This window comes from Neorhizobium sp. BT27B (assembly GCF_050455485.1).
Lineage (GTDB): Bacteria > Pseudomonadota > Alphaproteobacteria > Rhizobiales > Rhizobiaceae > Neorhizobium.
Window position 1 is genome coordinate 1 of record NZ_JBCIYT010000007.1, and the last position, 13,688, is coordinate 13,688.

Sequence of the window (13,688 nt, forward strand, 5' to 3'; positions counted from 1 at the left end):
TAGTCCCACACACATAAAAACGTCAACACACCAAATTCATAAAAATACAAAAATGTGATAAGTAGCTGATTTTTATGAGGTTATTCTGTGAATAAGCAATTTATCGCTTGAATCATGCCTAATATGACGGCCGGCATCGGCCATTTCGTGCCGCCGCTTCATCAAAATGATAAGAAACTGTGGCCTGCCCTCGTCCTGCCCCGACAAGATCACAATTCGATGGTCAGGCTGGGACGTGACGATGCGCCGGTGACCATCATCATCCCGCGATTAGACCCACTTTGAAAGAGTGGGTTTCATGCGGCATGTTTCGGTCAACCTTGTGCTTCTATAGAGAGGGGGGAACACCCTTATCCATAGCCGCCGGTGAAGCATTGCCTCGAACCGTCATCGGTTGTTTGACTCGAAGCCCCGAAAAGGGCACATCTTGCGGCCAAGCGGCCTCATATAGAATGGCGCAGAAACAGGACGGGCCCGGTTGAAAACGGGAAATTGGTAACGAGTGGCATGATGACACCCCGCAACATGATCCGTTCGCTCGGCAACGAGGCCCCCATCCTTGCGGATGGCCGGCGCGCACCCGACCGTCGCGAGATTTCGTTGCGCTGGTTGTCCGGCACCTTTCTGACCGGCATCACCTCGTCCATCCTGATGGGTGTCGCGCTGTTTGCAGCGCTCGACGGCCGCCAGCAGTTGGCCATTCCCGCCGAAGCCTATGCCTCTGTTCCCGACGCCCATGATGGCGATGGCGTGACGCGCGGCAAACGCCTGCTCGGCGCCAACATCGTTGCCATGCCGACCGACCGCAAGGTCATGGATGTGGCGACCGTCGTGCACGAGGGTTCCAAGGAAATCATCCGCCGCCAGCCCTTTTCGCATGTGAAGATGCAGCTGGCCGCCAACCACGTCGCCACCGAGGACTATCCGTCCTTCAATCCGCTGACGATCTTTTCCACCGGCGAGACCAGCAGCGAAGATGCGCCGGTCAACCGCACCGGTCTTATCTATGGCTCCACGGTCGAGACCGATGTCAGCCTGCAGACGGTTCCCTTCCCGGCCACGCGCGGCTCCTATACCTATGCCCCCGGCATGTCGGTTGATGAAGTCGAAGAGAATGTTCGCACCAACGGTTCGCTGCTGACCGATGGCAATAGCCAGGTTTCGGGTCTGGCCTATGTCGATCCGCGCCGTTTCGACAGCGAAGACGACCATCTCGACGGCACCAATCTTCTCTCGGCCCGCATTGTCGAGGAAAACATGACGGTGTCGGAACCCGAGCCGGTCACGCCCAAAACCCGCGATTATGCCGATGACGTCATTCCGGTGCGCCAGGACATGACCGTGGTCGCTGCCATGACCGCCGTCGGTTATCCGAAGGCGCAGGCGGCGGAACTTGCCGGCAGTCTCTCCCAGCATCTCGGCTCGGACAAGCTTTCGCAAGGCGAAGTGCTGCGTATCGGCCTGATCCAGGAAGGCGAGATGGTGCAGATCGTCCGCGCCAGCATCTATCGCCGCGGCAATCACCAAATGACCATCGCGCTCGACGATCGCGGCCGTTTCATCGAGGGCCAGGAGCCGATGAAGCTCGACGCCGTCGACACCGCCTTTGACGACAGCGCCCCGCCGATGATTGCAGGCCGCGAACTGCCACGCATCTATGACGGCATTTTTCGCGCCGCCCTCTCCTACGGCATGACCTCCGACATGACGTCACTGCTCGTCAAGCTGCTGGCCAGCAATGTCGACCTGCAGGCACAGCTGCGACCGACCGACTCGATCGAAGCGTTTTTCTCGGTTGCCGACCAGAGTGGCCAGGCGACAGCCAATTCCGAACTTCTTTATGTCAACGCGAAATTCGGCGACAACAGCACGCGTTTCTATCGTTTCCTCAACACCGACGACAACTCGGTCGATTATTACGATCAGGACGGCAAGAGCGTCAGGCAGTTCTTGCTGCGCAACCCGGTGCCGAACGGCCGCTTCACTTCTGGTTTCGGCATGCGCCGTCACCCGATCCTCGGATATTCGCGCATGCATACCGGCTCGGACTGGGCAGCGCCGCGCGGCACGCCGATCATCGCGGCCGGCAATGGCATTGTCGAAAAGGCCGGATGGGATAGTGGTGGTTACGGCAACCAGACGCTGATCCGCCACGGCAACGGCTATGTCTCCTCCTACAATCACCAGAGCGCGATCGCCAAGGGCGTACGCGAAGGGGCAAAAGTCACGCAGGGTCAGGTGATCGGTTATGTCGGCACGACCGGACAGTCGACCGGTTCGCACCTGCATTACGAACTGATCGTCAACGGCGCCAAGGTGGATCCGCTGAAAGTGCGTCTGCCGGGCGGAAAATCGCTGGACGGCAAGGCGCTCGCCAAGTTCGAACAGGAACGCAAGCGCATCGACACCCTGCTCGGCCCGAACGGCCAGCCGGCCGATCAGGTCGCCAGCCGTTAAACCGGCCTTCCTCCCGTAATCATTCGTGACAAGTAAGATCACGTCAGCGTCTCTTGGGCGGCGGCTACGCTGCCGGACGCTGCCAGCGGATCGATGGCATGTTTCAGCACATCCTTTCGCCTTTCAGGCGCGATCGACTTGGCGCCCCATTACGGAAACCGCAAGAGCGCGGATGGCAGACGGCATTGATATGCCGATCCAGGAAGGTCGATGGTTTGTAACCTGGTCGTTAAGACGATAGCCGGAAAGAATAATAATCAAGCAAAAACACAACCATAGGGGTAATTGTTTACAAAATACAATTTTAAGCAATAATGCCGTGGTACTCAACAGCAACCACGGGGGGATCCGATGGCTATCGACTTTGAAAATGCGATCGCATGGAAAAAGGCAGCCGGCGCCGAGCGTGTTATGCTCGATAATTTGCAGCCCAATATTCTGAAAGGCCATGTCAGGGAATTTCTGACTGTGCTGTTTCTCAGCTTCGACGATCCGGCCGGCGGACGTGCGTTCTTGCGCACCGTCGCGGGCGGTATGAAGTCCGCGTGGCGACACTTCAAGGAAATCGATACATTCAAGAAAACCATGGTGCCGGGAACATCCTATATCGGCGTCGGGTTGAGCAGGGCAGGTTATATCGCCCTCGACCTGCCGATCGTCCCGTCCGACCCTGCCTTCGTCCAGGGCATGCAGGCAAATCCCAAGCTTAACGATCCGAACCCGCAAGAATGGGAAGAGCATTTTCGCAAACCGAGTAAAATTCATGCGGTGATCCTCGTCGGCGACATGCTGAGCGGCACGAGAGACGCGGCGCTGGCGCAGGTCGTTGCCTGGGTAAACGCTGGCGAGGGGGTCTCTGTCCTCGCAAGGCAGGATGGGCTTGGGCAGCACAATGACAATGCCGAGGGCATCGAACATTTCGGATATGTCGATGGGCGAAGCCAGCCACTTTTTCTGGAGGAGGACGTCAGTGCCGAAGAACAGGATACTGATGGCATCACCGACTGGAATCCGAGCTGTCCGCTCAAACAGGTGATTGTCCCTGATCCAGGCGCACCCGATCCGGATGTGCATTGCGGAAGCTATTTCATCTTCCGTAAGCTTGAACAGAATGTCAGGCTCTTCAAAGAATCGGAGCGCGATTTTGCCAACAGTCTAGGCATTCCGGGCGATGAACGCGCGGGTGCCATGCTGGTCGGACGTTTCGAAGACGGCACGCCGGTGACAATGCAGTTTGAGGACGGTGTCGAAAGTCCGGTCCCCAACAATTTCAACTATGCCAGTGACACGAAGGGTGCGAAATGCCCTTTCGCCGGCCACATCCGCAAGACCAATCCGCGCGGCAGCGGCGGTTTCGGTCAACCGGAGAAGCAGGAGCGAACCCATATCATGGCCCGGCGCGGTCAGACCTATGGCATAAGGACGGACGACCTCAATGACGGCAGGATCGACAACAAGCCGGAAAAGGATGTCGGTCTGCTGTTCATGGCCTTCAACAGCGATATCGGACAGCAATTCGAGTTTACGCAGGTGGCGTGGGCGAACGGTATCGGCTTTCCAGAGGTTCCGGATGGTTCGCCTGCGCCGGGTGTCGATCCAATTATCGGCCAAACGCCTAACGACGCGCAGCGTCCCGCCATCAGTTGTCCCGTCAAATGGGGTGATGCGAAGTCGATCAAAACGGTTGCCGCGCCCCCGAGGACCGTCACGATGAAAGGCGGGGAGTATTTCTTCATGCCTTCTCTCGCCTTCCTGAAAAATATTTAGGAAGGCGCGGGCAGATAAGGAAATGGGGAAGGCCGCCGTAAGACGGCCCTCCGCGCTATATTACGCCGCCTCGCTCAAACTGCCCTTCACGCGAAACAGCAGCCGATCCGATCCCGACGTCACCTTGACGGTCGCCCCGTCCGGGATCTTGCCGCCGAGAATATCCTCGGCCAGCGGGTCCTGAACGAATTTCTGGATCACCCGCTTCAACGGACGTGCGCCGTAGACCGGGTCATAGCCCTTGTTGGCCAGCCAGATGCGGGCATCGTCGTCCAGTTCCAGTTCGATCTTGCGATCGGCCAGAAGCTGCAACAGCCGCTGCAACTGGATATCGACGATCGCGCCCATGTCATCGCGTCTGAGGCGATGGAACAGGATGATATCGTCGACGCGGTTCAGGAACTCGGGCCGGAAATGGCCGCGCACCTGCGCCATCACCAGTTCGCGCACGCTGTCACTGTCGTCGCCATCCTTCATCTGCGTCAAAAACTCCGAACCGAGGTTCGAGGTCATGATGATGATGGTGTTCTTGAAGTCGACTGTGCGCCCCTGCCCGTCCGTCAGACGCCCGTCGTCGAGCACCTGCAGAAGAACGTTGAACACGTCCGGATGCGCCTTCTCGATCTCGTCGAACAGCACGACCTGATAGGGCTTGCGCCTGATCGCCTCGGTCAGCGCGCCGCCTTCATCGTAGCCGACATAACCCGGAGGGGCACCGATCAGCCGTGAGACGGAGTGCTTTTCCATATATTCCGACATGTCGAGCCGCACCATCGCGGTATCGTCGTCGAACAGAAAACGCGCCAGCGATTTGGTCAGCTCGGTCTTGCCCACACCTGTTGGACCCAGGAAGATGAACGAGCCGATCGGCCGGTTCGGATCCTGCAAACCCGCACGCGAACGACGAACCGCACGCGACACGGCTTGCACCGCATCCCCTTGACCGACGACCGACTTTGCCAGCTCGTCTTCCATGCGCAGCAGCTTTTCGCGCTGGCCTTCCAGCATCTTGTCGACAGGAATACCGGTCCAACGGGAAACCACATGGGCAATCGCGTCGGGATCGACGACTTCCTGCACCATGGCATTGGCGGAGGTATCCTGCGCTTCGGCCTCGACCAGACGTTTTTCCAGATCCGGAATGACGCCATAGGTCAGTTCGCCGGCGCGCTGGAACTCGCCCTTGCGCTGGGCAATCGCCAACTCGTTGCGGGCGTCGTCGAGTTCCTTCTTCAGGTCGGCGGCAAGGCCAAGCTTCTGCTTTTCCGCCTGCCAGCGGGCCGTCAGCGCATCCGCCTGCTCTTCCAGCGAGGTTACCTCGCTTTCGAGCCGGACGAGACGATCCGCGGAAGCACTATCCGTTTCCTTCTTCAAGGCTTCGCGCTCGATCTTCAGCTGCATGATGCGGCGATCAAGCTCGTCCAGTTCTTCCGGCTTCGAATCCACCTGCATACGCAGCCGCGACGCGGCTTCGTCCATCAGATCGATGGCCTTGTCCGGCAAAAACCGGTCGGTAATGTAGCGGTTCGACAAGGTTGCGGCCGCAACGAGAGCGGAGTCCGAGATGCGCACCTTGTGGTGCTGCTCGTACTTTTCCTTCAGGCCGCGCAGGATCGAGATCGTGTCCTCGACGGTCGGCTCATCCACGACGACAGGCTGGAAACGACGGGCAAGCGCCGGATCCTTTTCCACATGCTTGCGATATTCGTCGAGTGTGGTCGCACCAACGCAATGCAGCTCGCCGCGGGCAAGAGCCGGCTTCAAAAGGTTGGACGCATCCATGGCGCCGTCGGATTTTCCGGCACCCACCAGCGTGTGCATCTCGTCGATGAACAGGATGATATTGCCGTTTTCCGACTGCACTTCGTTAAGCACGCTCTTCAGCCGCTCCTCGAATTCACCGCGATATTTTGCACCGGCAATGAGCGCGCCCATGTCGAGCGCCATCAACTGCTTGTCTTTCAGACTTTCCGGCACGTCACCATTGACGATGCGCAGCGCCAAACCTTCGGCGATCGCCGTCTTGCCGACGCCGGGTTCACCGATCAGGACCGGGTTGTTCTTGGTGCGGCGCGACAGGACCTGGATCGTACGGCGGATTTCGTCGTCACGGCCGATCACCGGATCGAGTTTTCCGTCACGCGCATCGGCGGTCAGGTCGCGGGCATATTTCTTCAGCGCCTCAAAACCCTGTTCGGCAGTGGCGCTGTCGGCGGTGCGGCCTTTTCGCAAATCGTTGATCACCTGGTTAAGACCCTGCGCCGTCAGCCCTGCCTTCTTCATGCTGGCCGAGGTCGAGGCCGAATTTTCGATGAGAAGCGCCAGAAGCAGGCGTTCGACGGTGACAAAACTGTCGCCGGCCTTCTTGGCAGCATCTTCCGCCGTGGAAAATACGCGGGCCAAGGGCTGCGAAAGATATATTTCGCCATTGCCACCGGAGACTTTCGGCAGTTTCGAGAGTGCGGCATCATTGGCAATGCGCGCTTCCTTGGCATTGCCGCCGGCACGGTCTATCAGCGCCGAGGCCATGCCCTGATCGTCGTCGAGCAGCACTTTCAGCACATGTTCGGGGGCGAATTGCTGGTGTCCGTCGGACAGTGCCTGCGTCTGGGCAGACTGCAGGAAACCGCGCACGCGTTCGGAATATTTTTCAATGTTCATGTCTTACCTCCTGAAATCGCCTCGCCCGTATCGGCACGAAACGACGGTTGGGATCGGGCTCCCGATTGCGGCAAGCCCTCGAGCCTTGGTCACGGCTTCGATGAAAATATGGGAGCGGCTTTTGCGGTTTTAAAGGAGGCCGGCAAAGGTTTTGGCATCGCCGATGCAAGCCCCTGAAAGCGGCGGCCGCCACTGCGCAATCGCGGCTTCGTGAGCATGGGATCAGAAAAGCGTGAATGCCATTTTGTCACGGCATTTGCGTCCCCAAATGACGATTGTGAAGTTTTCGGGGGTGCACTTCACGTCAACATTGGAAGGTAAAGACCATGTCGGAAGACAAGACCACCCAGCTCATCAACACGTTCAAGACCCTGATCCACGACCACGGCCTGCCGCAAGGTGTCGAGCATATCAGCGATCCCGAGTTCCAGGCGTTTGCGCAGGCGCATGTCGATGAATTCGACGAAGCGCGTGATGAATGCGAAAGCCACTCGACGCTGTTCTGATATTTACGCCCGGACGGAAGCTTGTCTGCCCGGGCATCGAGTTTTCTCGAAAGGCAGCAATCGCCGCCTCCCCTCTCCCCCGAAAATCTTACTCTGCCGCCGCTTCCAGCACGCGCGCGCCATAAGCCGCCGCCAGCTTGTCGACCTCGGCCTTGGAGCCAAAAATCACCGGCACACGCTGATGCAGGCCGGTCGGCTCGATGTCGAGGATTTTGCTGTCGCCGATAATCGCCTCACCGCCGGCTGCTTCCACCAGAAGACCGATCGGATTGGCTTCGTAAAGCAGCCGCAGACGGCCGCCGGACGCGGGCTTGTTGCGGTCGGCCGGGTAAAGAAACACACCGCCACGGTTGAAGATGCGGTGCGTATCGGCCACCATCGACCCCACCCAGCGCATGTTGTGACCGCTGTCGATCGCATCCTCGATGTAAGCGGCAACCACATCGTCCCACGAGGCGCGGCGTGCAGCATTGATGGCGAATTCCTTGGCTTCCGGCACGATCTTCGCATCCGCCGTGGTCAGCACATAGATGCCATCGCCATTGAGCGTAAAAATCTGCACGCCCTTGCCGGTGGTCAGAACCAGGGTCGTCTGCGGCCCATAGGCGGCATAACCGGCAATCAGTTGATGGCGGCCGGTCTTGAGAATGTCTTGCGCCGTCTTCGCCTCGATCACCGAAAAGATCGTACCGACGGTGACGTTCACATCGAGATTGGAAGATCCGTCGAGCGGATCGAAGATGACGGCATATTTGCCACCCGCATGGATCGCCACCTCCGCATCGAGCTCTTCCGAAACAGCGAAGGAAACGGACGGCACCTTGCGGCAGGCATCCAGCAGAATGTCGTTGGAAAGAATGTCCAGCGGCTTTTGTGTTTCGCCCTGCACATTGGTTTCTTCTGTCGCGCCGGTAAGACCATCGAGCGCCGATGTTTTCAGCGTGTCCGAAATCTTCCGTGTGGCTTGCGCAATTTCCGCCAGCACTGCGATCAGCTCGCCGCTAAGCCCGTTTGCCTTCTGGCCTTCAAGAAAGGTTTCGAACGTCGTCATGGCTGCTCCTCCTGACAAAATTGGGTTGTGCAGCAGCGTAATGATTTTGCGCACTGCGGTAAATATCGAGATGTAATCGCTAAATCACATAGCGCACTGCAATATAACGGAAATGGGCGGGCGCGGGATTTTGGGGATAGGAAAGGCGCGGAACCGGCGACTTGCAGGGATTTTGCAGATGAATTGTGCCCGGCAAACGCCGCTATGACGGCTTTCGGCCCAAAGCGGACGGTAGGAGGTCACGACCTTGCTTCAGTGACGTGCCAGAGTACGCCCGAAGGATCGTGGATAAAACCGACAATCATGCCCCAGGGTTGCAATGTTGGTGGCGTGGGCGGTCTCGTTCCGAAATGCTCCGCGACACGTTTGGGATCGTATTTCTTCCACCAGGCATCTGCTTGTGGGACAGTTAGCTGCAACACGAAGTTTTCTGCCAATTCCTTTATGTGGAAGTTCTGCAGGATAAAGCTGTCATTGCCGTTAGACATTACGGCTATGCCCCCGTCCGCATATTTGGTTTCAAATCCAAGTGCTTCATAGAACCGCCTCGACAGATCATGATCTTGGGAAGGCACAAATGGCCGCAGCATGAGGCACCTCGATGTTGGCGCTAAAACCCGGTCAACAAAGACCACTTCCAGAATTTGGGCAAGGAAACATTGCGTCTATGACATGTTGAAATCTGTCTGGTTATGACCGCAAATGCCGCTTCTACGCCATGACGGCCTTTGGCCCAGAGCGTTCATACCCACGCTGCAGTCTGCCAGACGCATTGATCTTCAGCACTGGGTTCTCAATGTCTTCATTGTTGAACAAGGCATCCGCGTTGGTGCTAGGCGCACAAATGCTTTCGTAAAGATCGTAGGCGGGCTGATATCGGCTAGCGTATAGTTGCCGCGCAGCGTCGATGCCGCCCAGCAATTCCGTGTCGCGCCCGACGCCCCGTTTTTCAGATGTGGCTTTGTTTGTGTCGATGAAAATCGCCAAATCCCAATTCGGAGCCAATTCAGGGCGCTGCAGGAAAGTGCCATCTACGATCAATATGGCGTCTGCCAATGCGATTTTGGCAAACTGCTCAATAGGTTCATCTTTCAGCAGGTCAAAAGATGCCGTGCGGTATTCGCGGTTTCCCTCTGGTCCTAGTGGCAACAGCAGTAGGGAGTTAATTGCGATAAGATCGCGCCCGTCGTAATAGTATCCCTCATGCGAATAGCGACCTCGCGCATATCTTTCAGCCTTCGGCCGATGGAAGCCGTCAATCGACGTCCTAATGACCTCTCGACCTGATGACCGAAGCTCCTTGGCAAGCTCGTCCGCGAGCGTTGTCTTCCCGGAAGCTGTCCGACCATCAATCGCGACTCGAAGTGGTCGGGCTAGATCAATACTTGATACGGCGTCTGCCAGTGCCTTCAAGGCGGCGGGGCGGTTCGAAATGGTCACGGCGTACTCCACACAGACTGTGATCGCGGAACTACAGACGTTAGTTGAAGGTTTTGTGTCTGGATAACCGCTGTTGGCGCAAAGCTGCCCATGTGACGGGATCGAGCAAGGTTCCAACGCGTGCTTTCATCGACTATCGTCGGGAAAGGCGTGGGGGAGTGGTTTATCGCGGGCGGGCGCGCTGCAGGCCCCGCTCCGTTTTTTTGGGCTCGCGCAGGTTCGGATCCTGTCGCCTTATCAATTCGCCTTCCTGCGTTACGGCTGTTTTACCTCAGCAAGACCACCATGGCGGCAAATCTGCCTCCCCTGCCCCCCAAACTCACCCAAAAACGAAAAAAGCCGCCCCAACCGGGACGGCTCTTATTTCAAACCCGGCGAAAAACCTTATTCGCCGGCAACATCCGCGAGTTCGGCCTTGCTGTCGCCGGCCGTATCGCCTTCGGCACCTTCGGCGGTCTTGCGCGGCTGGCGGCGCGGGCGCGGCGCGGCGCGGCGGCGCGGCGCAGCCGTCGCTTCGGCCTCTTCCGCGGCCACTTCGGCCGGAACACCTTCGATCACCGGCTGCGGGCCGGTGCCGTCGTCCACGGCAGCTGCCACGGGCGCCTGAACGCGCGGTTCACGCGGCTCGCGGCGCGGGCGCGGCTGGCGCTCACGGGTCTCGATGCGCGGCTGTTCGTCGGTCTCGGCAACAGCTGCCACCGTTTCCGGCGCTGCATCCTGCTTGACCGCCTGCACCTGCTCGGCGCCCTCGGCAACATTGCGATCGCCGCGATTGCCGCGGTTGTCACGATTGCCGTCGCGTTCGCCGCGCGGCTGCCGGTCGCCACGATCCTGGCGCTCGCCACGGTTATCGCGGTTGCGGTTCTGGTCGCGGTTTTGATCACGTCCCTGATCACCACGATTGCCCTGTTCGCGCGGCTGCTGGTCGATGACCGGCTGCGCGCCCATGCTGTCGTCGTAATCGTTGCCGTCCATGTCGTCGCCGTCACGATCGTCCTGACCATTATAGTCCTGACGTTCCTGACCCTGGAAACGTTCCTGCATCTGCGCCTGTGCAGCAGCAATGATGCGATAATAATGCTCGGCATGCTGCAGGTAGTTTTCTGCAATGACCCGGTCGCCGGAGCTCTGGGCGTCGCGCGCAAGTGTCGCATATTTTTCTGCGATATGCTGCGCCGTGCCACGGATCTTCACGTCGGGACCGGAGCTGTCATAAGTACGTGTCAGGGGGTTCTGGCCCTTGCGGTTGAAGTTGTTACCACCACCACCGCCGCCACTGTTGTTGTTGCTGCCGCGCCCTCGACCACGCTTATTCTGCTGTTGTCCTGGCCTCATCGATCTTTCACCTGAATTCTCTGTTTTGCTGATAAAAGGGCCACGCTGGCCGTGCCGGCCACGCGCCGGACCAAGGCTTCACTGGCGGCATGCAGGCGTTATCGCCGTGCTGCTGCATGTGAAGGTCGGTTTGTCTGATCACGCACCGGGAATGGCTCAACCCTCGAAGCTCTTCGAAAAAAGCCGAACTCCGGTTGATCTGAACCCGAACGATAACTCGTTCATCCCCAGCTGCCCAATGCGTGATCCGAACCTAGCCCGCTTCCCGCGGAATTCCAAGCCTTTTCTTTCGCTTGTGCAAAACGCGCTAAGTCTCGCACAAGCTTTGTTATTCGGCTGTCATGCTTTTGCTTGGATGTCACCATGCAACGCGTCGCGCAACACCAGAACACGGTCGTTTCCGCCGTAATCACGCAATGCTTCGATCAACGCAAAACCCTGTGCCTTGAAAATCTCGGTGACCGTTTCCTTCTGGTCATAACCGATTTCCAGACCGATCAGTCCGTCCGGCTCAAGGAAGCCGCGGGCACCGTCTGCTATGTCGCGATAGGCATCCAGCCCGTCCGGGCCGCCATCCAATGCTGCGGCGGGATCGAAATCTCGAACATCCGGCGCCAGCTCGGGAATTACATCCGTGCATATATAGGGAGGATTTGACACGATTATGTCGAAACGTCCCTCAATAGTGTCGAACCAGCGGCTTTCCTTTGGCTGAAACCGGTCCTGCACCCCATTGAGGTGGGCGTTGGCTGCAGCCGTATCAAGGGCGTCGCGCGAAATATCGCTGCCGACAGCCGTTAATTGCGGCAGGGCTTTCGCCAGCGCCAGCGCGATCGCGCCGGTGCCGGTGCCCATATCGAGCAGCCGCACCCCGCCCTTTTGCGCCGCGATCGCCTGCGCATGTGGCAGCATCGCCTCCACCAGCGTTTCGGTGTCGGGTCGCGGTTCCAGCGTCTCTTTCGAGAGCTTCAGGTTCAGCCCGTGAAATTCGCGAAACCCCAGAATGCGGTGCACCGGCTCGTTTCGCACCCGCCGGTCGATCGCATCGGCAATCTTTGCCGTCTCGGCCAGCGTCAGCAGCCGGTCGCCGCCGGTAAACACCTGCGTGTTCGAAAGTCCCAAAAGACCGCCGATCAGGTAACGCGCCTCGAAGGCGGCGTCTGTCAGACCCGCCTCGGCAAACCGCCCCTTGGCGGCCATCACCGCCTCAGCCAGGTTTTTCATCGGGCCATCCCTATCCCTGCCGCTCGCCCAGCTGCGCCAGCTGCCCGGCCTGATAATCGGAAATCAGCGCATCGACCATCTCGTCGATCTCGCCCTCGATCATCCGGTCCAGCTTGTAGAGCGTCAGGTTGATACGGTGGTCGGTCACCCGCCCCTGCGGAAAGTTGTAGGTGCGGATGCGCTCGGAACGGTCGCCCGATCCCACCTGGCTCTTGCGGTCGGCGGAACGCTCGTTGTCGGCCTTCTGGCGCTCCATGTCGTAAAGCCGCGTGCGCAGAACCTGCATCGCCTTGGCGCGGTTCTGGTGCTGCGATTTTTCGGCACTGACGACGATGATGCCGGTCGGCAAATGGGTGATACGCACCGCCGAGTCGGTGGTGTTGACGTGCTGACCGCCGGCGCCCGAAGCGCGCATCGTGTCGATGCGGATGTCGTCGGCCTTGATCTCTATATCGATCTCTTCGGCTTCCGGCATCACTGCAACCGTTGCCGCGGACGTGTGAATACGCCCCTGCGTTTCGGTATCGGGCACGCGCTGCACGCGGTGCACGCCACTCTCGAATTTCAACTTGGAAAACACGCCGCGGCCGGTGACGTTGGCAATGATTTCCTTGTAGCCGCCCGCTTCGCCCTCGCTGGCGGAAAGCACTTCCACTCTCCAGCCATGGGTGCTGGCATAACGGTCATACATGCGAAAAAGGTCACCGGCGAAAAGCGCCGCCTCATTGCCACCGGTACCGGCGCGGATTTCCAGAATGGCGCTGCGCTCGTCGGCGGCATCTTTCGGAAGAAGCAGGATCTGCATCTCCTTCTCCAGCCCCTCGATCCGCTCCACCGCCTCCGGCAGTTCCATTTCGGCAAGCTCACGCATCTCGCGATCGGTCGTCTTGTCGGACAAAAGCGCGCGCAGGTCCGCCTCCTCCGAAACCGCCTTGGAATAATCGCGGATCTTGCGCACCACCGGCTGCAGTTCGGAATATTCGGACGCAAGCTTCACATAGACGTCGGCCGCCGGGCCTTCCGACATGCGTGCCTCGATCTCGGCGAACCGGCGTTCCAGTTCGCGCATTTTTTCGACGGGCAGTTTTGCCAATTAGAAAACTCCAGATATGCCGGCTTACTCTTGGGCGCCATTTCCTCTGTCGTCATCCTCGGGCTTGACCCGAGGATCTAACCACGTAGGAGAGGGCAGCAGATCCTCGGGACACCCTCGGGGTTTAACCCGAGGGCGAGGATGACGTTGAGAG

Annotated in this window: 10 protein-coding genes; 3 read left to right on the forward strand and 7 right to left on the reverse strand. The window is 58.9% G+C overall.

The window, feature by feature from the left end:
• Positions 1-507 precede the first annotated feature (507 nt).
• Positions 508-2,457: a M23 family metallopeptidase gene (locus AAIH70_RS18965; protein ID WP_132276877.1), complete on the forward strand. Its 1,950-nt coding sequence runs from the start codon at positions 508-510 to the stop codon at positions 2,455-2,457.
• 351 nt (positions 2,458-2,808) lie between these two features.
• Positions 2,809-4,224, forward strand: coding sequence for a Dyp-type peroxidase (locus tag AAIH70_RS18970; protein ID WP_132276880.1), 1,416 nt, complete (start codon positions 2,809-2,811; stop codon positions 4,222-4,224).
• Positions 4,225-4,284: 60 nt separating this feature from the next.
• Here the strand turns inward: AAIH70_RS18970 and clpB are convergent, their stop codons facing one another.
• Positions 4,285-6,885: an ATP-dependent chaperone ClpB gene (gene clpB / locus AAIH70_RS18975; RefSeq protein WP_132276882.1), complete on the reverse strand. Its 2,601-nt coding sequence runs from the start codon at positions 6,883-6,885 to the stop codon at positions 4,285-4,287.
• Positions 6,886-7,211: 326 nt separating this feature from the next.
• On the opposite strand from clpB, the gene AAIH70_RS18980 reads away from it, so the two are divergent.
• A complete protein-coding gene (locus AAIH70_RS18980) occupies positions 7,212-7,391 on the forward strand; it encodes a hypothetical protein (RefSeq protein ID WP_132276884.1) in 180 nt (59 codons plus the stop codon).
• Between the two features lie 88 nt (positions 7,392-7,479).
• On the opposite strand, the gene AAIH70_RS18985 is transcribed toward AAIH70_RS18980, so the two are convergent.
• The 6 genes from AAIH70_RS18985 to prfA all read right to left on the reverse strand — a co-directional run bounded on the left by AAIH70_RS18985 (position 7,480) and on the right by prfA (position 13,534).
• Complete coding sequence (locus AAIH70_RS18985) at positions 7,480-8,442, reverse strand: class 1 fructose-bisphosphatase (protein WP_132276886.1); 963 nt, start codon at positions 8,440-8,442, stop codon at positions 7,480-7,482.
• Between the two features lie 239 nt (positions 8,443-8,681).
• On the reverse strand, positions 8,682-9,032 hold the full coding sequence (locus AAIH70_RS18990) for a VOC family protein (RefSeq protein ID WP_132276888.1): 351 nt from the start codon (positions 9,030-9,032) through the stop codon (positions 8,682-8,684).
• A 121-nt stretch (positions 9,033-9,153) separates the two neighbouring features.
• Positions 9,154-9,882: a uridylate kinase gene (locus AAIH70_RS18995; RefSeq protein ID WP_245519248.1), complete on the reverse strand. Its 729-nt coding sequence runs from the start codon at positions 9,880-9,882 to the stop codon at positions 9,154-9,156.
• A 384-nt stretch (positions 9,883-10,266) separates the two neighbouring features.
• Entirely contained in the window at positions 10,267-11,217 is a 951-nt protein-coding gene (locus AAIH70_RS19000; protein ID WP_132276890.1) for a DUF4167 domain-containing protein, read from the reverse strand.
• Positions 11,218-11,556: 339 nt separating this feature from the next.
• Entirely contained in the window at positions 11,557-12,441 is an 885-nt protein-coding gene (prmC, locus tag AAIH70_RS19005) for a peptide chain release factor N(5)-glutamine methyltransferase (RefSeq protein WP_132276892.1), read from the reverse strand.
• A gap of 10 nt (positions 12,442-12,451) precedes the next feature.
• On the reverse strand, positions 12,452-13,534 hold the full coding sequence (gene prfA / locus AAIH70_RS19010) for a peptide chain release factor 1 (RefSeq protein WP_132276894.1): 1,083 nt from the start codon (positions 13,532-13,534) through the stop codon (positions 12,452-12,454).
• Between the last annotated feature and the right edge of the window lie 154 nt (positions 13,535-13,688).